Consider the following 22,857-nt stretch of genomic DNA (forward strand, 5'->3'; position numbering starts at 1 on the left):
TTCCCATGGAGAACGGCGTCATAAGACCATGAACCACCGATCTGGTGACCGGGCGTTCTGCTGTACGAGCGAGGAGAGAGTCAATGTCTGCCACGAACGCCGTTCCGACGGTTCGGCGCAGGCGCCTGGGCGCGGAGTTGCGGAGACTGCGCGAGCGCACCGAACTTTCCGCGACGGAAGCAGCCGCGCGGCTGGGCGTGCCGCAGTCGCGGCTCAGCGGGATCGAAGCCGGCCGGTACGGCGTGAGCGGCGACCGCGTGCGGGCCCTTGCCCGCAACTACGGCTGCACGGACGAGGCCTTGGTCGACGCGCTCGTGGGCATGACCGGTGACCGCAGGCGCGGGTGGTGGGAAGAGCACCGCGAGACTCTGTCGCAAGGCTTGCTGGATCTTTCGGAACTCGAGCATCACGCGACGGCCATCCGGGTGGCTCAAGTTGTCCACATTCCTGGGCTTCTCCAGACGATCGACCAAGCTCGGGCTCTGTTCGGACAGGTGGTACCGGCGCTGCTTCCGCACGAGCTGGAATTCCGGCTGTCTCATCGCGTGAAGCGCCAAGTGGTTCTCCACCGGGACCGGCCGGTGCCGTACACCGCTGTCATCCACGAAGCGGCTCTGCGCATGCAGTTCGGCGGTGCCGCGACCAGCAGAGCACAGATCCAGCACCTCATCGACATGAGTGAAAGGGAGGACATCACTGTCATGGTGATTCCATTCGGCGGGGCTCCCTTTCCCTGTTCGGGTCAGGGCATCGACTACTTCAGCGGGCCGGTGAGGCAACTCGACACAGTGCAGATCGACACCGAACACGGGGTGGAACTCGTGGATGCGCAGACTCGGTTGGATAGGTATCGCCTGGTGCTGGACCGTATGGAGAATGCTGCTCTCAGTCCGGCGGCCTCCAGGGACTTCCTGCACCGCCTTGTCCGCGACCTGTGAAAGGACTCACTGTGTCTGTGCTCAACTGGCAGAAATCCAGCTTCAGCCAGGAAGCGTCCTCCTGCGTCTACGTTGCCTCCGCGCCCGATGGCACGCTCCGACTGCGGGAGAGTGACGAGCCGGAGGCCGTCATCCGCACCACCCCGGGCGCGTTGCGCGCGCTCATACGAGGGGTGAAGGCTGGGCAGTTCGAGGCAGGGCACCCAGTGTCGTAGGGCGCCCAGCGGGCGGAATTCGTCGACACATGCAGACGGAGGAACATCAGGTGCTCAGTTGGCAGAAGTCCTCATTCAGCGAGCAGGCCTCCTCTTGCCTCTACGTTGCCTCCGCGCCCGACGGCACGCTCCGGTTACGGGAGAGCGACGGACCAGAGGCTGTTCTCAGGATCACCCCCGACACGCTTCGCGCCCTCATCCGTGCCGTCAAGGCGGGCGAGTTCGCGTTCGCCCCTTCGGAGATGTGAGCCGGCGGCGGCCCTGCCGGTGGAACCGCGGGTGTGGGAGCGGGTGCGGAACAGCCCGCAGCCGTCACCCCGATGTCTGCCGCGATACGGTCCGGTGGGCGGGCCGCGGCGGTGACCGGCGGGCCCACCACCACCGGCCGGGGCCCGTGGCTGATCGCAGGGGTGGTTCAACGGCGAAGGGCGGGGCTTGTGGACCGGAGTGAGGACGAGATCCTGACCGGAGAGATCGCGGCACTGGGCACGGCCGTCGGAGCCAGTGGCCGGTTGACCGGGCGTGTGGCCAAGCGGCTGAAGAAGAACGTCCACGAGATCGACCTGGTCATCCCCCTGCCCTTCGACGACGCCGTGAAGCGTGTCGCCGATGTCCTCGGAGCAGCCGGGCCGGCCGTTGAGCCCGCACGCGTCGAGCCCGGCGGGGACCGGTGGACGATCCGGGTCGTCGCCGGCGCCGGCGTCGGCGGGATGAATCCCGTCGTGGTCACCGCCCTGGTGACACGGGGCGGTGAGGGCGGTTCGGCGGTCAGACTCCGTGCGGCGGCCAAGGAAGGCCTGATCAAGCAACGGGCGGGCGAGAAGACCGCCGTCCGCCTCGCGGCGTCGCTGAGCGGGTAGCGCGGACGGGGTGAGGCACCTCGGGGAGCGGAGCGGTCAGGCGCTCGCCGCCGTGAGCGGGCGGAGAGCCGGGCGGGCCGCGCGGGACGCGTCGTAGCGGGTGAGGAGCAGGCGCGCCAGCCGCTCGTCCGGGCCGAGAACGCCGGCCAGGACGTCCGCGCCCGCCTCCCGGGCGCCCGCCGCGATGCGGTCCGGGAGGCGGCCCGGGGCGATGACGTACGGGGCCACCGCCACCCGGCGGGCGCCCTCCGCGTGCAGGGCGCGGACGGCGTCCGCCGTGCGGGGGAGGGAAGCGGAGGCGAACGCAGGCCGCACGGCGCACCAACCGGTGCGCCGCCACTCCCGCGCGGTTTCTGCGATCACTGCGATCGCCTCCGGGTCGGAGGAGCCCGCCGAGGCCAGGACGATCCCGGTCGACGCGCGGTCGTCCGGGTCCAGTCCCGCTTCGTACAGGCGCTGTTCGAGGGTGTCGAGGAGGAGCGGGGACGGGCCCAGGACGTCTGCCTGGGTGATCGTCAGGCGGGGCAGCCGGGCGCGGGCCTCGCCGAGCACCCCCGGGATGTCGGACTTGGCGTGGAACGCCCGGGTGAGCAGGAGCGGCAGGGCGACGACCTCCCGGACTCCCTCCGCCTCCAGCCGGTCCAGCAGCCGCGGGACGCTCGGGGCGCAGAAGTCCAGGTAGCCCGTCTCGACGCGCAGGCCCGGCCGCAGGGCGCGGACGCGTTCGGCGAGCGCGGTGACCGTCGCGGCGTGGCGCGGGTCGCGGCTGCCGTGGGCGGTGATCAGGAGGACGGGCGCGGCGGGAGCGGTGCCCGGGACGGCGCGCGGGACGGTGCGCGGGGGCGGCGGCTGTGGGGTCATGGTGGCGGGGGTCCGTTCAGCGGGCGCCGGCGATGAGGCCGCGGCTGCGCAGCACGCGGCGTTCGACGGGCGCGAAGACGAGCAGTTCGATGCCGATGCCGACGACGAGGATGAGGGTGATGGCGCCGAGCACCAGCGGCATGTCCTGGTAGATCCGGCCCGTTTCCAGGAGCTGTCCCAGGCCGACGCCCAACTCCGGTGACCTGGCGATCAGTTCGGCCGCCATCAGCGCGCGCCAGGAGAACGCCCAGCCCTGCTTGAGGCCGGAGATGTAGCCGGGCATCGCGGCGGGCAGCAGCACATGCCGTATGCCCCGGAGCCCGCCCGCGCCGATGACCTGGCCCGCCCGCAGATACAGCGGCGGGATCCGGTCGACGCCCGCGACCAGGCCGTTGGCGATCGACGGGACGGCGCCGAGCAGCACCACCGCGTAGATCGTGGCGTCCGAGAGGCCGAACCAGATGATGGCCGCCGGCACCCAGGCGACCGACGGCAGCGACTGCAGCCCGGACAGGATCGGGCCGATCGCCGCCCGCACCGGCTTCACCCGGGCGACGAGCAGGCCCAGCGGGGTGCCGATGGCCAGCGAGGCGGCGAAGCCCAGCGCGCCCCGGGAGACGCTGTTCCACACCACGCCGAGGATCGTGCCCTTGTACCACTCCGCGGCCAGGGCGTTCCAGACGTCCAGCGGGCCGGGCAGCTGGTAGTGCGGCTTGATCTCCAGGGCGTACGCGAGCTGCCACAGCGCCAGCACGGTCACGATCGCGACGACCGGCGGCAGCACCTTGTCGAGCAGCAGCCGGCCGAGCGGCACCCGGGACGCGGTGTGCGTCTCCAGGGCGTCGAGCCCGGCCTCCAGCCCCTCCAGGTCGCTCGGTGAGTCGTTCGGTGAGCCGTTCCCGGTGGTGGTGGAGGGCGACGCGGACGAAGCGTCACCACCGGTGCCGTCTCCGCCGCCCCGGGTGTCAGTGCTGGCCATGCCGGCGGATCTCCCCCCGCAGCTGTTCGGTGATCTCCACGGAGAGCCGGGCCACGCCCGCGTCCTCGATGCGGCGCGGCTGCGGGATGTCCACCCGCCACTCCCGGGCGATCCGGCCGGGGCGGGAGGACAGCAGCACCACGCGCTGCGCGAGCCGGACCGCCTCGCGCACGTTGTGGGTGACGAAGAGGACGGAGAGGTTCGTCTCGCTCCAGATCCGGGTCAGCTCCTCGTGCAGCACATCGCGGGTGATGGCGTCGAGAGCGGCGAACGGCTCGTCCATCAGCAGCAGATTGCTGTCCTGCGCCAGCGCCCGGGCCAGCGCCACCCGCTGCCGCATGCCGCCGGACAGCTCGTGCACCCGCTTGCCGTACGCGCCCTTCAGCCGGACCAGCTCCAGCAGCCGCTCGGCCTCCGGGCGGCGGTCCGCCTTGGGCACGCCCCGCAGGCGCAGGGCCAGTTCGATGTTGCGCCCGGCGGTGAGCCAGGGGAACAGGGCGTGCTCCTGGAACATCAGGGCGGGCCGGCCGTGCGGGACGCCGATCTCCCCGGAGGTGGGCTTGTCGAGGCCCGCCACCAGGTTGAGCAGCGTGGACTTCCCGCAGCCCGACGCGCCCAGCAGACAGACGAACTCGCCGTTCGCCACATCGAGACTGATGTCGTCCAGGACCGGCTGGCGGCCGCTGCCGCGGCCGAACGACTTGGACACGTGATCGAGCCGTACGGCGTGGTCGGCCGGGGCCTCGGTGTGCGGCGCGAGGAGTGCGGTGGCCATCGGTGTCACCTCCGGGGGGACGGGTTCGTCGCTGCGGTGGGCGGTGCTGGGGCGGCCGGTGCTGCGGTGGACCGCGCCGCGTCGGCGGTTCGGGACTGTGCGGGCTGCTGGCTGTGGGTCCGGGCCCGGGCCGCTCAGCCGGTGCCCAGGCCGGCGGCGGAGACCTTCCGCGCGCCCCGTTCCGCCAGCACCTCGTTGAGGAGCCTCAGGTCGTACAGGCCCCGCAGATCGGGCTTCTCCAGCAGCCCGGCCCGCACGGCGTGTTCGGCCTGGCGGGCCAGGGTGGCGGCGAGCGGATCGTCGAGCACCTCGATGTGCTCGAACGCCGGGTCGAGCACATCGGGCGGCAGGGCCTTGCCGCCCTGCCGCTCCAGCGCGGTGTTGAGCGCGGCCTTGGCCTCCTCCGGGTGGCTCCTGATCCAGGCGTTCGTCTTCACCGAGCCGCGCAGCGCGGCCTCCACCGCCTCCGGGTGCTTCGCCAGGAACCGCTGCGAGACGACCATGGTGGTGATGACGTGCCGGCCGTCCTCCCACAGCTCCCGCTCGTCCAGCAGGACCCTGCCGCCCTGGGCGACGAGCTGCGAGGCGGTCGGCTCCGGCACCCAGGCCGCGTCCACGTCACCGCGCTGGAAGAAGGCCGGGGTCTCCTTGTTGTCGACGCGCAGCACGGTCACCTCGCCCTCGCCGCTGTCCGGGTCGACCCGGTAGCCCTTCCCGGAGAGGTAGTTGAGCAGGGCGACATCCTGGGTGTTGCCGAGCTGCGGGGTGGCGATCCGCTTGCCGCGCAGGTCGCCGAGGCCGCTCACCCGGTCGGGGTGCGCGACGAGGGAGACTCCGCCGGAGGCCGAGCCGGAGATGATCCGGAGGTTCCGGCCGCCGGCCCTGGTGTAGCCGTTGACGGCGGGCGAGGGGCCGAGCCAGGCGATGTCCACGGAGCCCGCGTTGAGCGCCTCGACGGCGGACGGGCCCGCGCCGAACACCTGTGAGGTCACCCTCGTCCCGCCCAGCTCCCGCTGGAAGAAGCCCTCCCGGTCACCGACGAGCGCGGTGGCGTGGGTGACGTTCGCGAAGTAGCCGAGCCGGATCTCGTCCAGCCCGCCGGTGCGCTCACCGCGCGGCTGCACCTTCGCGACGCCGCCGGCCTCGGCCCGGGAGCCGTAGCCGCAGGCGCCGAGCGCGACGGCCATCAGCGCGGCGAGCGCGGCGGCGACGGCCGCGGTGGCGTACCGGTGCCGGGGGCGCTGCCGCCGGCGGGTGCGGCGGCGCGGCCCCCGGGGCGGGGCGGGGCGGTCGGCAGGCACGGGAGGGGTGTCCTCTCGGTGGGCGGCCGGGCTCGGTGCGGGGTGGTGGCGCGCCCGGCGGGGCGGCGGAAACGGGACGGCGGAAACGGGACGGTGCGGTGCGGCGCGTGACGGCGCGGGCGCGTGACGACGCGGCGCGGCGGGTCAGCCGCTCAGCCGCGGGCACATCGCCCGACGCCGCCCTCCCCACTGCCGAGGGCGCCGCTGCCGACCCGGCCGCCCTCCTTCGCGAAGGTCGACCAGCTCTCGGTGGCGGGACGCGCCGCGGTGGTCACGGTCAGAAGTCCCATCCGTCATCGGCGGCCGCGCCGTCCCCCGCCCGCGCGGCGGTGTGCGCGGACTCGGGGAACGCGTCGCCCGCCATGCCCGCCGTCAGCGTCGTGCCGTCCGCCGGGTCGATCAGGAGGAACGATCCGGTGCGGCGCGAGTCGGCGTACGCGTCGAGGGCGAGCGGCTCGGAGGTGCGCAGCACGATCCGGCCGATGTCGTTGGCGGCCAGCTCGCCCGGCGCCGGGTGCCGCGCGAGGCCGCCGTGCTCGTCGGGCTCGCTGAGCGCCAACCGGGACGGGATGTCCTTGACGATCGCCTTGACGGTGCGGGTGGTGTGCTTGAGCAGCACCCGGTCGCCGACGGCCAGCGGCCGGTCGTGCAGATGGCAGGCGGTCGCCTCGACGTCCTGGGTGACGCCGGGGGCGGTCGCGGTGGTGACGATGATGTCGCCGCGCGAGATGTCCAGGTCGTCCGCGAGGAGGACGGTGACGGACTGCGGCGACCAGGCCGCGTCCACGTTCTCCCCGAGGGTGTCGATGGCCGTGACGGTGCTGGTGCGGCCGGACGGCAGCACGGTCACCGGGTCGCCCACGCGCAGCACGCCGGAGGCCAGCTGGCCCGCGTAGCCCCGGTAGTCGGGGTGTTCGGGGGTCTGCGGGCGGATGACGTACTGGACGGGGAAGCGCACCGGGTCGCCGGACGGGTCCTCGCTGACGGGCACCGTCTCCAGGTGCTCCAGGACGGTCGGGCCGCCGTACCAGTCCATGGTGGCGGAGGGCGTCACCACGTTGTCGCCGGCCAGCGCGGAGATCGGGATCGCGGTGATCTCCGGGACGCCGAGTGCGGCCGCGTAGGCCGTGAACTCCTCGGCGATGCGGGCGAACACGGCCTCCTCGTAGCCGACGAGGTCCATCTTGTTGACGGCCAGGACGACGTGCGGCACGCGCAGCAGCGCGGCGACGGCGGCATGCCGGCGGGTCTGCTCCACCACGCCGTTGCGGGCGTCGACGAGCACGACGGCCAGCTCGGCCGTGGACGCCCCGGTGACCATGTTGCGCGTGTACTGAACATGGCCGGGGGTGTCGGCGAGGATGAACCGGCGGCGCGGGGTGGCGAAGTAGCGGTAGGCCACGTCGATGGTGATGCCCTGCTCGCGCTCCGCCCGCAGCCCGTCCGTCAGCAGGGCGAGGTCGGGGGCCTCCTGGCCGCGGCTGCGGGAGGCGTGCTCCACGGCCTCCAGCTGGTCGGCCAGGACGGACTTGGAGTCGTGCAGGAGCCGGCCCACCAGGGTGGACTTGCCGTCGTCGACGCTGCCGGCGGTGGCGAACCGCAGCAGCGTGGCGGCCTCGCCGGCGGTCAGGTTCTCGTCGGTGGCCGGGCTCTCGGCGGCGGCCGGGGTGGCGGGTGTGTCGGTGCTGCTCATGGTTAGAAGTACCCCTCGCGCTTGCGGTCCTCCATGGCGGCCTCGGACAGCTTGTCGTCGGCGCGGGTGGCGCCCCGCTCGGTGAGCCGGGATGCGGCGATCTCGGCGATGACGGCCTCGATGGTGTCCGCGTCGGAGTCCACGGCCCCGGTGCAGGACATGTCGCCGACCGTGCGGTAGCGCACCCTGCGGGTCTCGGTCCGCTCGCCGTCCTTCGGCCCGCCCCACTCGCCGGGGGCGAGCCACATGCCGCTGCGGGCGAACACCTCCCGCTCGTGGGCGTAGTAGATGGCGGGGAGCTCGATCTTCTCCCGGGCGATGTACTGCCACACGTCCAGCTCGGTCCAGTTGGAGAGCGGGAAGACGCGGACGTGCTCGCCGGGGGAGTGGCGGCCGTTGTAGAGCTGCCACAGCTCGGGGCGCTGGCGGCGCGGGTTCCAGCCGCCGAACTCGTCGCGCAGGGAGAAGACGCGCTCCTTGGCGCGGGCCTTCTCCTCGTCGCGCCGGCCGCCGCCGAAGACGGCGTCGAAGCGGTTCCGCTCGATGGCGTCCAGCAGCGGCACGGTCTGCAGCGGGTTGCGGGTGCCGTCCGGGCGCTCCCGGAGCTTCCCCGCGTCGATGAACTCCTGCACGGACGCCACGTGCAGGCGCAGCCCGTGCTCGGCGACGGTGCGGTCGCGGAAGTCCAGCACCTCCGGGAAGTTGTGCCCGGTGTCGACGTGGAGCAGCGAGAACGGGACGGCGGCGGGGGCGAAGGCCTTCAGCGCCAGGTGGAGCATGACGATGGAGTCCTTGCCGCCGGAGAAGAGGATCACCGGCCGCTCGAACTCGCCCGCCACCTCGCGGAAGATGTGCACGGCCTCCGACTCCAGCGCGTCCAGGTGCGACAGGGCGAACGCGCCGCCGGCGGTCCCGGCGGTGTCCGTGCCGCCCGTGTTCGCGGCGGGTGCGGTCCGTCCGTCCGGCCCGGCGGCCCCGTCCGCCTCGGTCGTGGTGGTCATGCTCGGCCCTCCTCCTCGGCGCCCATCTCCCCGGTTCACCCCGGGTCCTTCTCCGTCCGCGGCTCCCGCCGGGCGATCGCTCATCAGGTGTGCAGTCCGCACTCGGTCTTGCCGCGTCCCGCCCAGCGGCCGGCCCGGACGTCTTCGCCGGGCTGGACGCGCCGGGTGCAGGGGGCGCAGCCGATCGAGGGGTAGCCGTCCGTCAGCAGCGGGTTGGTGAGCACGCCGTGCTCGGCGACGTAGGCGTCCAGGTCGTCCTGCGTCCAGGTGGCGATCGGCGAGATCTTGACCTTCTGGCGCTTGGCGTCCCAGTCGACGACGGGGGTGGCGGCCCGGGTCGGGCCGTTGTCGCGGCGCAGCCCGGTGGCCCAGGCGTCGTAGCCGGCCAGCCCTTCTTCGAGGGGGGCCACCTTGCGGAGGGCGCAGCACAGGTCGGGGTCACGGTCGTGCAGCTTCGGCCCGTACTCGGCGTCCTGCTCGGCGACGGTCTGCCGCGGCGTCACGCTGATCACGTTGACGTCCATGACGGCGGCGACGGCGTCGCGGGTGCCGATGGTCTCCGGGAAGTGGTAGCCGGTGTCGAGGAACACCACGTCCACGCCCGGCTGGACGCGGGAGGCCAGATGGGCGACGACCGCGTCCTCCATCGAGGAAGTGACGCAGAAGCGGCTGCCGAAGGTGTCGGCGGCCCAGCGCAGCACCTCCTCGGGGCCGGCGTTCTCGAACTCGGCGGCGCCCTTCTCGGCCAGGGCGTGGAGCTCGGCGGTGGTGTAGCGGGGTGAGGGTGCGGTGGTCATGCGGTGGTTCCCCCTTCGTGGTGGCCGGTGCGCGGGCCGGAGAGCAGCCCGAGGAAGGAGAGCCGGAAGGCGCGGGCGCAGGACCCGCACTCCCAGGCGCCGCGGCCCTCCTCGGAGGGCCGCAGGTCCTCGTCGCCGCAGTACGGGCAGTGGAACGGTGCGGCGCGGTCGCTCATGACAGGTCCTCCGCGGAGGCGCGGGCCGCCCAGGTGGCGAACCGCTCGCCGTCCTCGCGCTGCTTCTCGAAGCGGCGCAGCACCCGCTCGACGTAGTCGGGCAGTTCGGCGGAGGTGACCTTGAGGCCGCGGACCTTGCGGCCGAAGGCGGCGTCGAAGCCGAGGGAGCCGCCCAGGTGCACCTGGTAGCCCTCGACCTGGTTGCCGTCGGCGTCCAGCATCAGCTGGCCCTTGAGGCCGATGTCGGCGGTCTGGATGCGGGCGCAGGCGTTGGGGCAGCCGTTGATGTTGATGGTCACCGGCTCCTCGAAGTCCGGCATCCGGGCCTCGAGTTCCTCGATGAGGGAGATGCCGCGCGCCTTGGTCTCGACGATGGCGAGCTTGCAGAACTCGATGCCGGTGCAGGCGATGACGCCGCGCCGGAACGGCGAGGGGCTGACCTGGAAGCCGAGTTCCTCCAGGCCGGTGACGAGGGAGTCGATCCGGTCCTTCGCCACATCGAGGATGATCATCTTCTGCTCGACGGTGGTGTTGAGCCGGTCCGAGCCGTGGGCGGCCGCCAGGTCGGCGAGCTTGGCCAGCGTGGCGCCGTCGACGCGGCCGACGCGCGGGGCGAAGCCCACGTAGTAGCGGCCGTCGTGCTGCGGGTGGACGCCCACGTGGTCACGCCACTGCGTGGAGGGCTCCGGCGGGGCGGGGCCGTCCGTCAGCTTCCGCTGGAGGTACTCGTCCTCCAGCACCTGCCGGAACTTCTCGGTGCCCCAGTCGGCGACGAGGAACTTCAGCCGGGCGCGGTTGCGGAGGCGGCGGTAGCCGTAGTCGCGGAAGATGCCGGTGACGCCGGCCCACACGTCCGGGACGTCCTCCAGCGGCACCCAGGCGCCGAGGCGCTGGGCGAGTTTGGGGTTGGTGGAGAGCCCGCCGCCGACCCAGAGGTCGAAGCCGGGTCCGTGCTCGGGGTGCTCGACGCCGACGAAGGCGATGTCGTTGATCTCGTGGACGACGTCCTGGACGGGGGAGCCGGAGACCGCGGTCTTGAACTTGCGCGGCAGGTTGGAGAACTCCTTGCTGCCGATGTAGCGGCGGTGGATCTCCTCGACGGCCGGGGAGCCGTCGATGATCTCGTCGGCGGCGATGCCGGCCACCGGGGAGCCGATGATCACGCGGGGGCAGTCGCCGCAGGCCTCGGTGGTCGACAGCCCGACGGCCTCCAGCTTCTCCCAGATGGCGGGGACGTCCTCGATGCGGACCCAGTGCAGCTGGATGTTCTGCCGGTCGGTGATGTCGGCGGTGCCGCGGGCGTAGCTCTCCGACACCTCGCCGATGGCGCGGAGCTGAGCGGTGGTCAGCCGTCCGCCGTCGACGCGGACCCGCAGCATGAAGTACTGGTCCTCCAGCTCCTCGGGCTCCAGGACGGCGGTCTTGCCGCCGTCGATCCCGGGGCGGCGCTGGGTGTAGAGGCCCCACCAGCGCATCCGGCCGCGCAGGTCCGTGGGGTCGATGGAGTCGAAACCGGCCTTGGCGTAGATCGTCTCAATGCGTGTCCGCACATTGAGACCGTCGTCGTCCTTCTTGAACTGCTCGTTGCCGTTGAGCGGGGTGTGGTGCCCGACGCCCCACTGGCCCTCGCCGCGGTGGCGGCCGGCCTTCCGGCGGGTGGTGGCGGTGCTGGCGCGTTCTGAGGTGGCGGCCATGGCGGTGGTGTCCTTCTCGGGCTGCTCAGGAGGAGACAAGGGGGACATGCCTCCCGCCGGTCGGGCTGGGGGCGAAACGTCAACGGGCGCACCCCTGTTGACCTGCGGTGCGGCAGGATTCACCCGCTCGGCGCGGCGGAGCCGGCGGAGCTGCGGTGGTCAGGGGTGCTCGCTCGTCCGCGAGAGCGGGGACGGCGGGAAGCGCGGTGGTGCTGGGACTGTCAGCCCGCCGGACAGATGGCGCTGGACATGCGGCAGAGATCGACGTGGCGCCGACTCACCAAGGCAATTCCAGCTTCAGACATGCCGAGAGCGTGCCACGGCTCTCTCGGGGCAGTCCATTGTTGTCCGTCAGTTGGACAGCATTGTTCCGCATCGTGGACGTGTGTGGCCGGGGTCACAGCCTGGAGGGCGGTCCGGCTGTCCGGATGCCATCGGTCGCGGCCGGATCCGGGCGTGGGGGACGCTTCCGGGCCGCCTTACCGGTGAGCGGTGCGGCCCCGTCGGGCGGCCCGGGTCGGCCTGTGCGGCCGGGGCGGCCCGGTCGGCCCGGGCGTTTCGGGCGGCCGCGGGAGCCCAACCGCTTCCGGGCGGCGGCCCGTTCGTCCGTGCCCCGGTGTCCGGGCGGCCGGTCGGCACCGGTCGGCAGGGTCGGCAGTCGGCTCAGAAAGCCCCGGGCCACGGGCCGGGAGGCGGCGTGGCGGGCTCCTCCTCGGTGCGCGTGTCGTACAGCCGGAAGCCGCGCCGCCGGTAGTTGTCCAGCGCGTACGGACCGTCCTTGCTGCAGGTGTGCACCCACACCCGCCGCGTCGGCGCCCGCCCCGGCCACCGGTCGGCGAGGTCCCAGGCGCGCGCCGTGCCGAGGCTCAGCAGCTGCCCGCCGATGCGGCGGCCGCGGAAGGACGGGATCAGGCCGAAATAGACGATCTCCACCACCCCGTCGTCCTGCGCCTCCAGCTCGATGTACCCGGCCGGGGTGCCCCGGTCGTACGCCACCCAGGTCTCGACGCCGGGCCGGCCGAGGAACTCCTGCCAGCGGGCGTACGACCAGCCGAGCCGGTCCGTCCACGTCACGTCGCCGCCCACCGCCGTGTAGAGGAAGCGGCTGAACTCGGGGGAAGGGACCTCCGCCCGCTCGACGCGCGGCACCCGCCCGTCCGCCGGCGCCGCGGCGGGCACCAGATCGGCGGCCGAGGTCTGCTCCAGGTACCAGGTGGTCACGGTGACGCTGCTGCTCATGGCGCCATCCCATCACGCCGCCGCCGCACGGCCCGGCCCGGGCCCGGCTCTGCCCCTGCGGGCCCGTCCCGCCCCGTTCCGGGTCCGGTCACGGGGCCCGGTCCTGCGTCCCGTCCCGGCCAGTCCTGTCCCGGGCCGGCTTGTCCGCCTTTTCGTACCGGCTTTCTGGCCCCGGCCCGTTCGGGTCCCGTACCGACCTGCCCCGGCCCATCCCAGCGTGTCCCTGGCCTGGCCTGGCCTGGCCCGGCCGGGCCGTCCAGTCCTGGCCCGCCCTGGCCCATCCCCTCCGGGCCCGGTCCGGGGCCGGTAACGCCCGGGCCCCCGGGCGCGCTCACCGCACCGCGGTCATCCGGGCGTAGACGACGACGTTGCCCGCGTAGCCGTTCTTCTCGTCGTAGCCGCCGCCGCAGGTCAGGACCCGCAGTTCCGCGTGGCCCGTGCCGTCGTACACCCGCTCGGCCGGGAAGGGGTCCTTGGCCACGACCTCGACGCGGTAGACCTCGAACACGGCGGTGCGGCCGTCCGCCCTGCGGACCTCGACGTCCATGCCGGGCCGTACCGCCCCGAGCGGGTAGAAGACGGCCGGCCCGGAAGCGTTGTCGACGTGCCCCACCAGAACCGACGTGCCGCGCTCACCGGGGGTCACCGCGCCCGCGAACCAGCCGGCGAGGTTCCGCTCCCGGGCGGGCGGCGCCTCGATCCAGCCGTCCCCGTCCGTGGTGACGGACGTCAGGGGCGCGTCGACGCGGACGGCGGGGATGCGCACCCGCCGCGGCTCGGAGCCCGGCAGCGGCTCGGCGGCTCGCGCGGACGGCGAACTCCGCGTATCCATACGGGCGTTCGCGGGCTGCGGCGGACCGCCGGAACCATCCGTCCCCTGGTACAGCAGCGTGAGCCCGACCAGGAGCAGCAGCGCGAGCAGCCCCCAGACACCGCCCCCGGACGGCCGTCCCCGGACACCGCCCCCGGGCCGCCGTGCCCAACCCCCCGTTCCGGGCCGCCGTCCCCGCACGCCGGCCCCGGGCCGCGCGCGGCGGGTGCCGCCGCCCGGGCCCGGCTCCTCGCCGCAGCCGCCGTCCATCGCTCTCCCCTCGGGGCGCGGTGCCCTGTCGCCGCGCCGGGCCGGCCCCGCATCGCACGCTAGAGGCGCGGGACGGGCCCGGCGACAAGGGTGGCCCGAACGGGTGCGCGGGCCGCCCGCCCGGCGCCTCGACCCCCGCAGCGGTGGCCGGGAGGACGGCGGCTACCGCCCGTCCCGCGCCCGCCGGGCCGCGACGACCAGCGGCGCCGTGGAGCGCGGCAGCAGGTCGCCGGGGTGTTCCGGCGCGAGCAGCCGCACGTCCACACCGTCCGCGAAGCGGTACGGGCGGTGGTCCAGGATCCCGGCGAGAGTCCTCCGCAGCCGGGACATCTCCGCCCGGACCGTCACCGTCCGGGACGGGTCCCCGAACAGGTCCGCGGCGAGCTCCGCCGCGGACCTCCCGGCGGGGCGGCGGGCCAGCGCGTACAGCATCTCCGCGTGGCGCGGGCTCAGCGGCTGCGTCCAGTCGCCCGTTCCGCCGGTGACCGTCACGGTGGGGCGGCCCGGCCGCCGCAGGTCCAGCGCCACCCCCGTGACCGGCGGGGTCCCGCCGGCCCCGGACGGGGACTCCGGGTCCAGCCGGATCAGCCAGCCGTCCGGCAGCGGCTCCACGGAGCACGGGCCCAGGGCGGGAAGCCGGCGGCTGCCCGCGCCGAAGTTCTCCGGCAGCGCCAGCCGCCCCGGCGGCGGCATACCGGTGACCGCGGCCGTCCAGCCGGCCCGGTCGATCGCCAGGGCCCGGGCGCCGCCCAGCCGGCACAGCATGGGCGCCGCGACGGCCCGCAGCCGTTCGATCGCCTCCAGGTGCCGCTCCCGCAGCGCGCTCTCCCCGAGCCGGGCCACGGAGGCGACGAGCCGGGCGGTCGCCGGGTGCACGGTGGCGGCGGGGCCGCTGACGTCGACCACGCCCAGCAGCCGCCCGTCCCGCGGGTCGTGCAGCGGGGCGGCGGCGCAGGTCCAGGCGTGGTGGCTGCGCACGAAGTGCTCCGCGGAGTGCACGCGCACCGGCCGGCCGGTGACCAGGGTGGTGCCGATGCCGTTCGTGCCGACCGACTCCTCGGCCCAGCTGGAACCCGGCCGCAGACCGATACGGTCCGCCTCCAGCCGCACCCGGGTGTTGCCGTCCCGCCACAGCACCCGGCCGTCCGCGTCGGTGACCACCATGATGTGCTCCGCCGCGTCGGCGACGGACACCAGTCCCTCGCGGAGCGTCGGCAGCACGGCGGCGAGCGGGGTGGTGCGGCGGCGGTGCTCCAGTTCGTCGAGCGGCAGCAGCCGGGCGGGGGCGCCGCGGTCCGGGTCCAGCCCGAGCCGTAACACCCGCATCCAGGACTCGCCGATCAGTGGGTGGGCGGCGGGCGGCGGCCGCAGACCGGACAGGGCGGTCTCGCGGAGACCGCTGAGCACCCGGGCGGCCTCGCGCGGACTTCGGGGGGTGGCCGGGGCCGGCTTCTGCGGTGTGTGGTTCATGGCGCGGTCTCCGTCACGGAGGGGGCCGGTGGCGGCGGTGGCACCGGCGGAAGGGCGGCTCCCCCTTATGGTGCCGTCCAACCGGCCTGTCCAGCACATCACTTGACGCGAATGCTGTGAACCGCCGCAACCTCTGCAACCTTTGTATCCGTCCGGGCGGCGGAGCACAGTGGGGCGACGCCGGACGACGCTCACTGGGGTGCAGCGGAGGCGGCGTTCCCGCGGCGGGGGTGGTGCCGTGACGGCGCAGCACCACCCACCGCTCCACGCTCCGGGCCGAGCCCTCCCCGGCGGGCCCGGAGCGGGGCGGGGCCGGCGGTCCCGCTCCCCGAGAGCCGGAACCCGGGTCCGCATCCGAGCACGATCCCCGAGCCGGGCCCGGGGCCGGTTTCCGGGCGGGACCCCGGGCGGAACTCCGGGCGGGATCCCGGGGCCGCAGCCCGTTCCCCGACGCCCCGGCCCGCCCGGCGCGTCACACCGGCTCCCCGGACACGGGCTTTCCGAAGGGCCGCCCGACCGCGCGGGCCTGCTCCGGGCACGTCACGGCTCCGGCGCGGTTCGGCTTCCGCCGGGAACGGGAAGCGTCCGGCCCCGGGCCGGGACCCCTGCTCCGGACCCGCCGCCTCCACCGGCGCTCAGACCCGGGCCCGGGCCCGTTCCACCACCGACGCCAGATCCAGGGTGTGCGGCAGGGTGCCGAACGCGCCGCCCCAGTCGCCGCCCAGCCGCGAGGCGCAGAAGGCGTCGGCGGTCGCTGGCGGCGCGTGGCGGACCAGCAGCGAGCCCTGCAGCACCAGCGCCATCCGCTCCACCAGCCGCCGCGCCCGGCCCTCGATGCCCTCCAGGTCGGCCAGTTCCGACAGCAGGTCCTTGATGGCGCCGTCCAGCCGGTGGTCCGCGCCGCGGGCCAGGCCGACCTCCGTGAGGAAGGCGTTGAGTGCCTCCGGCTCGCGCCGCAGGGCGCGCAGCACGTCGAGCGCCTGGACGTTGCCGGAGCCCTCCCACACCGAGTTGACCGGCGCCTCGCGCAGCAGCCGCGGCATGCCGGACTCCTCCACGTAGCCGTTGCCGCCCAGGCACTCCAGCGCCTCCGCGGCGAGCACCGTGGCCCGCTTCGTCACCCAGTACTTGGCGGCCGGGACCGCGAGGCGCAGCAGCAGCCGGTCCCGTTCGTCCCGCGAGTCCATGGCGGCCGCCAGCCGCAGCCCCAGGGTCGTCGCCGCCTCGGACTCCAGCGCCATGTCGGCGAGCACGTTGCGCATCAGCGGCTTGTCGATCAGCAGACCGCCGAAAGCGCTGCGGTGCGCGGCGTGGTGCACGGCCTGGGCGACGGCCTGGCGCATCAGCGCCGCCGAACCGAGAACGCAGTCCACCCGCGTCGCCGCGACCATCCCGATGATCGTCGACACCCCGCGCCCCTCCTCGCCGACCCGGCGCGCCCAGGTGGTGCCGTCGAACTCGACCTCCGAGGAGGCGTTGGAGTGGTTGCCGAGCTTGTCCTTGAGCCGCTGCAGGCGGAAGGTGTTGCGGCTGCCGTCGGGCAGCACCCGGGGCAGCAGGAAGCAGGTGACGCCGCCGGGCGCCTGCGCCAGCACCAGGAAGGCGTCCGACATCGGGGCCGAGCAGAACCACTTGTGCCCGGTGAGGGCGTACGCCCCCTCCTCGGCGAGCGGCTCCGCGGCCGTCGTGTTGGCGCGGACGTCCGAACCGCCCTGCTTCTCCGTCATCCCCATGCCGAACAGCGCACCCGGCTTGCCGCCCTGGGGCAGCAGCTCCGGCTCGTACGCGTCCGAGGTCAGCCGGGGCTCCCACTCCGCCGCGAGCTCCGGGTCGGTGCGCAGCGCCGGCACGGCGGCGTGCGTCATCGACACCGGGCAGCCGTGCCCGGCGTCCACCTGCGACCACAGCATGAACCCCGCGGCCCGCCGCAGATGGCCGTCGGGGCGGACCCAGGCGGCCGTGAGCCCGGCCGAGACGGCGTGGCCCAGCAGCCGGTGGTAGGCGGGGTGGAACTCGACCTCGTCCAGCCGGTTGCCGTACCGGTCGTGGGTGCGCAGCACCGGGCGGTGCTCGTTGGCCTGCTCCCCCCACCGCTGCGCCTGGGAGGAGCCGGCGGCCCGGCCCAGCTCGCCGAGCTCGGTGCGGATCTCCTCCAGCCGCTCCGGCGCCGCGTACCGGGCGACGCCCTCCGTGAGCACCGCGTCCGCGGCGAAGACGTCATAGCCGACCAGCGGCGGAGCCTGGTTGGTCACGGTGTGTGTGGTGGCTGCCATGCCGGATACGTTAAGCGCGTGCAAGCAGCCGAGTCATCCCCCGAACGGCCCCAGAGCCGTCTGCGCAGGGCCCGCGCCCTGTACCCCCACGTCTCCAAGCGCAAAGTGGCCTGGCTGCTGCTGAAGGACACCGTCAACTCCGGCATCGAGTACCGCATCCTCGGGCTCGCCGCCGAGGCGGCGTTCTTCACCCTGCTCTCCCTGCCGCCGCTGCTGCTCGGCCTGATCGGGCTGCTGGGCTACCTCGACGCCTGGATCGGCACCGAGACCATCGAGGCCATCCGGCAGAACATCTTCACGGCCTCCCGCACCGTGCTCTCCGACCGGGGTGTCGAGCAGCTCATCCGGCCGATGCTCGACGACGTGACCCGGGGCGGCCGCCCGGACGTCATCTCGCTGGGCTTCGCGCTCGCCCTGTGGTCCGGCTCGCGGGCGGTCAATGTCTTCATCGACACCATCACCGTCATGTACGGGCTGGACGGGCACCGGGGGATCGTGAAGACCCGGCTGCTGGCCTTCCTGCTGTACGTCGTCGCGCTGGTGATCGGGGCGGTGGTGCTGCCGCTGATGATCGCCGGACCGGACACCGTCATCGACATCGTGCCGTGGAGCACGGCGGTCGTCCGGGTGCTCTACTGGCCGGTCGTGCTGGTGCTGTCGGTGGTCTTCCTCACCACGCTTTACCACGTGTCGGTGCCGGTGCGCTCGCCCTGGGTGGAGGACGTCCCCGGGGCTCTGGTCGCCCTCGCCATGTGGGTGCTCGGCAGTTTCCTGCTCCGGCTCTACCTCAGCAGCACCGTCGAGGGCCCGACCATCTACGGCTCGCTGGCGGCCCCCGTGGCCGTGCTGCTGTGGATAGGGGTCTCCGCCTTCGCGGTGCTCGTGGGCGCGGCGGTGAACGCCGCCATCGACCGGGTCTGGCCGTCCGTCGCCACCGCCGCCGCGCGCGAGCGGAACCTGCGGCTGCGGGAACAGGAGGCCGCCGAGATCATCGCCCGCGCGGAAGCCGAACGCGCGGCCCGCGACCAGGCCGGCGAGGAGAACGGGCGGGGCGGCCCGGACGGCGCCGACGACGCGGACGACGACTGGGACGAGCGGGAGGACGGCCCGGACCGGGAGCCCCCGCCCGAGTTCCCCGAACGCTGGGCGCGCTTCCTGCCGCCGGAGGACATACGCTCCCGGCTGCACAACCCGCTGCACACCCGGCGGACGCGGCGCGGGGGCAAGGAGCGGGGCGCGGGCGAGGAGCCCGGCGGTACGGAGGGGAAGACTCCGGGTCCGGGTCCGGGTCCGGGTGCGGGTGCGGGTGCGAGTGCGGAGGCGGGGGAGCGGAACGGGAACGGGGCCGCCGGGACGGCGCGGCCCGGGGACGGCGGAGGACCGGCCCGGGGGAAGAACCCGCCGCCGGGCAAACCCCCGGCGGCGAGGCCGGACGGGGACACCGGGCCGCGCGCGAGCGAGGCGTGAGCGCCGCGGGGCCGGGGCCGGGGACGGTGGCGGTCCGCGGAACGGCCGTGTGAAAGCGCCCGCGTGACCCCGGCCGCGGGCCGGGGACGGTGCCGGCGACCCGGGCCCGGACCGGTGATCCCGGCGGGCTTCCGCAACCGGTCCGCGGCGGCCGGTTTCCGGACACGGCCGGCGACGAGAAAATCACTGGCGCCATGGGCCCGAGGTGCCTACGGTGTGCGGTGACCCGGACGGCCACAGGCTGCCGTCCCCGGGGTGACGAGCACGAGCGAACGGGAGGTGAGGGCTGTGATGACGACGGTCGCCGTGACGGGCGCTGCCCGCATCCGCAAGTCCGGTAATCCCACCTCCGCGGTCTCCGGCTGACGGCACACGCCACTTTCCGCAGGGCCCCACGGTGCGTCAACGCGCGCCGACGCCCCTGCGTACCGCCGCCGGGACCGCCCCCCGTGAAGGGTCATCCCGTTGCGTCAGCAAGCGCACCACCTCTCTTCTTCTCCGTCTTCCCGCTCCACTCGCTCCGCTCCCACCACCTCCCCCGGGGCCTCCCCGTCCGAGGCGGCCTTCGCCCCTCTCGCCCGCTATGGCTGGGACGGGATGTTCGCCGACGCCTTCGCCCCGTACTCGGCGGACGGGCTGCTGCCCGGCCGGATCGTCCGCGTGGACCGGGGCCTGTGCGAGGCCGTCGTCCCCACCGTGAACGGTGCCGCGTCCCGTGCCGCGTCCGGTGCCGCTCCCACATCCGGCTCGGCAGCCCGTTCCGGGACGGGACCGGATGCCGGCGGGACGGCCCCGTCCGGCCACGGCAGCGACTCCGCCGGGGCACCGGGGCTCCGCACCGTCAGGGCGGACATCGGCCCCGTCTCCGACCCCGACCCCACCCGCTGGGCCTGCACCGGCGACTGGATCGCCTACGACCCGGAGGAACGGACGGTACGGGCCCTGCTGCCGCGCCGTACGGCCGTGCTCCGCTCCGCCTCCTCGAAGCGGTCCGACGGCCAAGTGCTCGCGGCCAATGTGGACCACGTCCTGATCGCGGTCTCCCTCGCGGCCGAGCTCGACCTCGGCCGGGCCGAGCGGTTCCTCGCCCTGGCCTGGGAGAGCGGCGCCCAGCCGCTGGTCGTCCTCACCAAGACGGACCTCGTACCGGACCCGGCCACGCTCGCCCATCTCCGTGCCGATCTGGAGGCCACGGCTCCGGGCGCGCCGGTGCTCGCCGTCAGCGCGGCGACGGGCGAGGGCATGGCGGAGCTGGCGGCCGCCGTCGCGGGCGGCAGCACCGTCCTGCTCGGCCAGTCGGGCGCGGGCAAGTCCACGCTCGCCAACTCCCTGCTCGGCAGCGAGACCCAGACCGTGCGGACCATCCGCGACAGCGACGGCAAGGGACGGCACACCACCACGACGCGCGACCTGCTGCCGCTCCCGCTGCCCGGCGGAGGCGTCCTCATCGACACCCCGGGGGTACGGGGGGTCGGGCTGTGGGACGCCGGGAGCGGCGTCGCGCAGGTGTTCGCGGAGATCGAGGAACTGGCGCGCGACTGCCGCTTCCACGACTGCGCGCACACCGCGGAACCGGGCTGCGCGATCCTCGCGGCGCTGGACGCCGGCACGCTGCCGCAGCGCCGTCTGGACAGCTACCGCAAGCTGATCCGCGAGAACGAGTGGATCGCCTCCCGCACGGACGCCCGGCTGCGGTCCGAGCGCCGCCGCGTCTGGAAGCAGCAGCAGGCGCTGGGCAAACACTTGATCCAGCGCAAACGCGGCCCGCAAGGCTGACGGACCCCGGCGCCGCGCCGGCAGGTTGTGATCCCGGCGACCGGTCCCGGCACCTCGCTCACATCACGGCAGCGGGGTGGCCGGGACAGCCGGGCGCCGGGGCGTGGCGTCGGGGCAGCAGGCGGTGCGACGACGGCGGTGCCGCGAACTGGGCCGAGGCCACTGGTCGCGGCCGGCGTCCGGGCACGGAGGAGTGTTTCCGCCCCGTTCCCCGAAGCTTCCGCCCACCGGGCTGCGGATGCCGTTGGGGGGTCGGCTTCGGTCAGTCGCCCTCCCGGTAGCTCATGAACCAGTGGGTATCGAAATAGCGAGCCATCGTGAACGGGTGACGGGGGTCGATGAGGATGCGGCAGACAAACTCGGCGGCCCGGCAGTCGAAGGGAACGTCATCGCCGTCGAAGGACCGGACCACGACGGGCCAACGGTCCGGGTCGTCGTCCTCGGCCCTCCAGCAGTACAGATTCTCGCGCTCAGTGCCCGCCCAGATGAGCAGGCGGTCCTCCCTCAGGACCGTCCACGGCTCCTGGTTCAGGCTCAGGAATCCGTCGAAGGCCCCGTCGCCGAATGTCTCGACCATGCACTTGTAGTCACTCGGCAGCGCGGTACCCAGGCGCGACTCCACCTCCGCCCAGTCCACGTCGGGCCGCTGGGCGGGGTGTGTCCAGCCGGTGATCCGTCTGAGCCGCTCCATCCAGTCGATGTCCTCGCCGGGAGCGACCGCCAAGGGCTCGGGCACCTCCCTGTGGGCGACCACCAGCACCGGCCGCTCGGCCCCCTCGGTGTCCCGCGCCGTACCCGCGCCGACCCACTGGCCCCCGTACGCCCATGCCCTGATCGTCACGGCCCGGTCCCCGAAGGGGGTGAGGAGAGCCGCGCCCCTGTGCTCGTCGACCGCCGGATCGGTAAAGCCGTCGAGGACGAGGGTGCGCGGGGCGCCGTACCTGCTGCCGAGTAGATCGGTCAGGTCCTGCGGGTTCAGGTCACCGGGGAGGTACATATAGCCGTCCCCCGGGCCGAGCCGGGCCAACAGGTGGTTGACGGTCGCTTGCGTGAGCTCCATAGCGGACAGTGAAGCGCACTAAAATGCTCGGGTGGCGCTCGTAGCGGCGGTGGGAGCGACCGCACGCATCATGGGATGAGCCGGCCTGCCCAGGGCCGAACCGGGCGGACCAGGCGGACGACAAACGAGGTACGCCGCTTGCGGGGGTGACCCAATGGCCAAGGAAGTGAAAACCTTCCGTTGCGCTCATCGAGGATGCGGGGCGGATGTTCCCGCTTATGGGGGCGGTGCTTCCCGCGCCGCTGTCTTCCACGCAAGAGCAGCCAGACACCCTGTCGCTGCGCTGCTGGGTGAGGATGGCGCGGCGGCCGGTGTGGAAGGACCGGAACCTTGTGGTCATCCGCTGCCGGCTCATACTTCACGGTCGGTGACCGCCATGCGTGCCCACAGCAGGAAAGTTCTCACTGTCGTAGGCGTCATCGCGGCTCTCATCATCTTCGGCATCGTTGATCGCCCCCGGCCTCCGGCCATGCCCGACCAGACCGGTAGAACGCCTGCCGAGGCGTATCAAGCAGCCGAAGACGCCGGATACCGGGTTATCGACATCCGAGTGGGCCACCCGGCCGGCGACCAGCAGTCCAGCAGCGTCGAAGGAATCGGCGAACTCGATGACGGTGATGTCCTGGCCGACTACGCTGCCTGGACGGTATGTGCCACAGACTCCAGCCACGTGGGCGCCGACTCCGACTCCTGGACGGTGGACTTCTACCTGGTCGAGGACCCCTCGGACTGCAAAGACCACAAGATCCTCCTTACCAGGCAACGGAAGTACGAACGCTACGCAGATGAGGTCCGCATCGCCGTGGAGGCGGCCCTTCGGGAGGCGGAGGAAGCCTCTCGCGGCGACCAGACGGTTCCGGCCCCGGACTATGTGCCCGACTCGGACGAGGCCCCCGAGTCGGGATCGAAGCTCGATCGGGGCAGCGAGAGTGACGTCGGAGAGTCGGGCGCCGGCGGGGACCGCGGAAGCAGCCCGGATTACTACGACGGGAACTACGACAACGACGACGAGTGGCACGAACGGCATGGAAACCCCGACGAGTATTACGACGGAAACTACGAGAACGACGACGAATATCACGACCGCAACGGCCAGAGTTTCCGCTAGGTCGTTTCTGATGGCTCTTGGACGGTGTCTCGGAGCCAGATGACGATCGCGGTGACGGTCAGAGTGCCATTGAAGATGTAGTCGCGTTTGTCA

General features: G+C 73.4%; 23 protein-coding genes. 7 read left to right on the forward strand and 16 right to left on the reverse strand.

Annotated features, from left to right (window positions below):
- The first annotated feature begins 83 nt into the window (after nucleotides 1-83).
- The 4 genes from IF83_RS0113480 to IF83_RS30235 all read left to right on the forward strand — a co-directional run bounded on the left by IF83_RS0113480 (nucleotide 84) and on the right by IF83_RS30235 (nucleotide 2,013).
- Nucleotides 84-938 (forward strand): helix-turn-helix domain-containing protein, encoded by an 855-nt coding sequence (locus IF83_RS0113480; protein WP_030544388.1) that lies wholly within the window; start codon nucleotides 84-86, stop codon nucleotides 936-938.
- Between the two features lie 17 nt (nucleotides 939-955).
- Entirely contained in the window at nucleotides 956-1,153 is a 198-nt protein-coding gene (locus IF83_RS0113485; protein WP_347877102.1) for a DUF397 domain-containing protein, read from the forward strand.
- A gap of 50 nt (nucleotides 1,154-1,203) precedes the next feature.
- The gene (locus IF83_RS0113490; RefSeq protein WP_244177051.1) at nucleotides 1,204-1,401 is read left to right on the forward strand and encodes a DUF397 domain-containing protein; all 198 of its coding nucleotides are present in this window, start codon (nucleotides 1,204-1,206) and stop codon (nucleotides 1,399-1,401) included.
- 189 nt (nucleotides 1,402-1,590) lie between these two features.
- On the forward strand, nucleotides 1,591-2,013 hold the full coding sequence (locus IF83_RS30235; RefSeq protein WP_208605878.1) for a hypothetical protein: 423 nt from the start codon (nucleotides 1,591-1,593) through the stop codon (nucleotides 2,011-2,013).
- Between the two features lie 36 nt (nucleotides 2,014-2,049).
- Here IF83_RS30235 and IF83_RS0113500 read toward each other — a convergent pair whose 3' ends face one another.
- From IF83_RS0113500 to IF83_RS0113565, 15 genes are all read right to left on the reverse strand, one after another.
- Nucleotides 2,050-2,874, reverse strand: a complete 825-nt coding sequence (locus IF83_RS0113500; RefSeq protein ID WP_078843451.1) for a sirohydrochlorin chelatase — start codon at nucleotides 2,872-2,874, stop codon at nucleotides 2,050-2,052.
- Between the two features lie 16 nt (nucleotides 2,875-2,890).
- Nucleotides 2,891-3,853, reverse strand: coding sequence for an ABC transporter permease (locus IF83_RS0113505; protein ID WP_030544392.1), 963 nt, complete (start codon nucleotides 3,851-3,853; stop codon nucleotides 2,891-2,893).
- A complete protein-coding gene (locus tag IF83_RS0113510; protein WP_030544393.1) occupies nucleotides 3,840-4,628 on the reverse strand; it encodes an ABC transporter ATP-binding protein in 789 nt (262 codons plus the stop codon). The genes IF83_RS0113505 and IF83_RS0113510 overlap by 14 nt, the downstream gene beginning before the upstream one ends.
- A gap of 134 nt (nucleotides 4,629-4,762) precedes the next feature.
- Nucleotides 4,763-5,815 (reverse strand): ABC transporter substrate-binding protein, encoded by a 1,053-nt coding sequence (locus tag IF83_RS0113515; protein ID WP_051722756.1) that lies wholly within the window; start codon nucleotides 5,813-5,815, stop codon nucleotides 4,763-4,765.
- Nucleotides 5,816-6,081: 266 nt separating this feature from the next.
- Nucleotides 6,082-6,219, reverse strand: a complete 138-nt coding sequence (locus tag IF83_RS34080; RefSeq protein WP_051722746.1) for a hypothetical protein — start codon at nucleotides 6,217-6,219, stop codon at nucleotides 6,082-6,084.
- Entirely contained in the window at nucleotides 6,207-7,622 is a 1,416-nt protein-coding gene (locus IF83_RS0113525) for a sulfate adenylyltransferase subunit 1 (RefSeq protein ID WP_051722747.1), read from the reverse strand. The genes IF83_RS34080 and IF83_RS0113525 overlap by 13 nt, the downstream gene beginning before the upstream one ends.
- A gap of 2 nt (nucleotides 7,623-7,624) precedes the next feature.
- Nucleotides 7,625-8,623 (reverse strand): sulfate adenylyltransferase subunit CysD, encoded by a 999-nt coding sequence (cysD, locus tag IF83_RS0113530; protein WP_051722748.1) that lies wholly within the window; start codon nucleotides 8,621-8,623, stop codon nucleotides 7,625-7,627.
- Nucleotides 8,624-8,706: 83 nt separating this feature from the next.
- The gene (locus IF83_RS0113535) at nucleotides 8,707-9,420 is read right to left on the reverse strand and encodes a phosphoadenylyl-sulfate reductase (RefSeq protein WP_030544398.1); all 714 of its coding nucleotides are present in this window, start codon (nucleotides 9,418-9,420) and stop codon (nucleotides 8,707-8,709) included.
- Complete coding sequence (locus IF83_RS0113540) at nucleotides 9,417-9,596, reverse strand: hypothetical protein (protein WP_030544399.1); 180 nt, start codon at nucleotides 9,594-9,596, stop codon at nucleotides 9,417-9,419. The genes IF83_RS0113535 and IF83_RS0113540 overlap by 4 nt, the downstream gene beginning before the upstream one ends.
- Complete coding sequence (locus IF83_RS0113545; RefSeq protein WP_030544400.1) at nucleotides 9,593-11,290, reverse strand: nitrite/sulfite reductase; 1,698 nt, start codon at nucleotides 11,288-11,290, stop codon at nucleotides 9,593-9,595. Before IF83_RS0113545 ends, IF83_RS0113540 begins: the two co-directional genes overlap by 4 nt.
- Nucleotides 11,291-11,511: 221 nt before the next feature.
- Nucleotides 11,512-11,595, reverse strand: coding sequence for a putative leader peptide (locus IF83_RS35455; protein WP_311133484.1), 84 nt, complete (start codon nucleotides 11,593-11,595; stop codon nucleotides 11,512-11,514).
- Nucleotides 11,596-11,953: 358 nt separating this feature from the next.
- Nucleotides 11,954-12,529, reverse strand: a complete 576-nt coding sequence (locus IF83_RS0113550) for a GNAT family N-acetyltransferase (protein ID WP_030544401.1) — start codon at nucleotides 12,527-12,529, stop codon at nucleotides 11,954-11,956.
- Nucleotides 12,530-12,860: 331 nt separating this feature from the next.
- Entirely contained in the window at nucleotides 12,861-13,361 is a 501-nt protein-coding gene (locus tag IF83_RS0113555) for a class F sortase (RefSeq protein WP_347877101.1), read from the reverse strand.
- A gap of 411 nt (nucleotides 13,362-13,772) precedes the next feature.
- Complete coding sequence (locus tag IF83_RS0113560) at nucleotides 13,773-15,080, reverse strand: helix-turn-helix domain-containing protein (RefSeq protein ID WP_037679877.1); 1,308 nt, start codon at nucleotides 15,078-15,080, stop codon at nucleotides 13,773-13,775.
- A 635-nt stretch (nucleotides 15,081-15,715) separates the two neighbouring features.
- A complete protein-coding gene (locus IF83_RS0113565) occupies nucleotides 15,716-17,353 on the reverse strand; it encodes an acyl-CoA dehydrogenase family protein (protein ID WP_030544404.1) in 1,638 nt (545 codons plus the stop codon).
- 18 nt (nucleotides 17,354-17,371) lie between these two features.
- On the opposite strand from IF83_RS0113565, the gene IF83_RS0113570 reads away from it, so the two are divergent.
- Both IF83_RS0113570 and rsgA read left to right on the forward strand, forming a co-directional pair.
- Nucleotides 17,372-18,820: a YihY/virulence factor BrkB family protein gene (locus IF83_RS0113570; RefSeq protein ID WP_078843454.1), complete on the forward strand. Its 1,449-nt coding sequence runs from the start codon at nucleotides 17,372-17,374 to the stop codon at nucleotides 18,818-18,820.
- A 465-nt stretch (nucleotides 18,821-19,285) separates the two neighbouring features.
- Nucleotides 19,286-20,596, forward strand: a complete 1,311-nt coding sequence (gene rsgA, locus IF83_RS0113575) for a ribosome small subunit-dependent GTPase A (RefSeq protein ID WP_394297323.1) — start codon at nucleotides 19,286-19,288, stop codon at nucleotides 20,594-20,596.
- Nucleotides 20,597-20,858: 262 nt separating this feature from the next.
- Here the strand turns inward: rsgA and IF83_RS0113580 are convergent, their stop codons facing one another.
- Nucleotides 20,859-21,656: an SMI1/KNR4 family protein gene (locus IF83_RS0113580; RefSeq protein WP_030544407.1), complete on the reverse strand. Its 798-nt coding sequence runs from the start codon at nucleotides 21,654-21,656 to the stop codon at nucleotides 20,859-20,861.
- A 367-nt stretch (nucleotides 21,657-22,023) separates the two neighbouring features.
- Between IF83_RS0113580 and IF83_RS0113590 the strand changes: the two genes are divergently transcribed.
- Entirely contained in the window at nucleotides 22,024-22,764 is a 741-nt protein-coding gene (locus IF83_RS0113590) for a hypothetical protein (RefSeq protein WP_158711045.1), read from the forward strand.
- Nucleotides 22,765-22,857 lie beyond the last annotated feature (93 nt).

The organism is Streptomyces albus subsp. albus (genome assembly GCF_000719865.1).
Classification (GTDB): domain Bacteria; phylum Actinomycetota; class Actinomycetes; order Streptomycetales; family Streptomycetaceae; genus Streptomyces; species Streptomyces albus_E.

Coding starts and splice junctions, on each gene's coding strand:
- IF83_RS0113480 (WP_030544388.1), top strand. CDS start 84: ATGTCTGCCACGAACGCCGTTCCGACGGTTCGGCGCAGGCGCCTGGGC.
- IF83_RS0113500 (WP_078843451.1), bottom strand. CDS start 2,874: ATGACCCCACAGCCGCCGCCCCCGCGCACCGTCCCGCGCGCCGTCCCG.
- IF83_RS0113505 (WP_030544392.1), bottom strand. CDS start 3,853: ATGGCCAGCACTGACACCCGGGGCGGCGGAGACGGCACCGGTGGTGAC.
- IF83_RS0113510 (WP_030544393.1), bottom strand. CDS start 4,628: ATGGCCACCGCACTCCTCGCGCCGCACACCGAGGCCCCGGCCGACCAC.
- IF83_RS0113515 (WP_051722756.1), bottom strand. CDS start 5,815: ATGGCCGTCGCGCTCGGCGCCTGCGGCTACGGCTCCCGGGCCGAGGCC.
- IF83_RS34080 (WP_051722746.1), bottom strand. CDS start 6,219: ATGGGACTTCTGACCGTGACCACCGCGGCGCGTCCCGCCACCGAGAGC.
- IF83_RS0113525 (WP_051722747.1), bottom strand. CDS start 7,622: ATGAGCAGCACCGACACACCCGCCACCCCGGCCGCCGCCGAGAGCCCG.
- cysD (WP_051722748.1), bottom strand. CDS start 8,623: ATGACCACCACGACCGAGGCGGACGGGGCCGCCGGGCCGGACGGACGG.
- IF83_RS0113535 (WP_030544398.1), bottom strand. CDS start 9,420: ATGACCACCGCACCCTCACCCCGCTACACCACCGCCGAGCTCCACGCC.
- IF83_RS0113540 (WP_030544399.1), bottom strand. CDS start 9,596: ATGAGCGACCGCGCCGCACCGTTCCACTGCCCGTACTGCGGCGACGAG.
- IF83_RS0113545 (WP_030544400.1), bottom strand. CDS start 11,290: ATGGCCGCCACCTCAGAACGCGCCAGCACCGCCACCACCCGCCGGAAG.
- IF83_RS35455 (WP_311133484.1), bottom strand. CDS start 11,595: ATGTCTGAAGCTGGAATTGCCTTGGTGAGTCGGCGCCACGTCGATCTC.
- IF83_RS0113550 (WP_030544401.1), bottom strand. CDS start 12,529: ATGAGCAGCAGCGTCACCGTGACCACCTGGTACCTGGAGCAGACCTCG.
- IF83_RS0113555 (WP_347877101.1), bottom strand. CDS start 13,361: ATGGATACGCGGAGTTCGCCGTCCGCGCGAGCCGCCGAGCCGCTGCCG.
- IF83_RS0113560 (WP_037679877.1), bottom strand. CDS start 15,080: ATGAACCACACACCGCAGAAGCCGGCCCCGGCCACCCCCCGAAGTCCG.
- IF83_RS0113565 (WP_030544404.1), bottom strand. CDS start 17,353: ATGGCAGCCACCACACACACCGTGACCAACCAGGCTCCGCCGCTGGTC.
- IF83_RS0113580 (WP_030544407.1), bottom strand. CDS start 21,656: ATGGAGCTCACGCAAGCGACCGTCAACCACCTGTTGGCCCGGCTCGGC.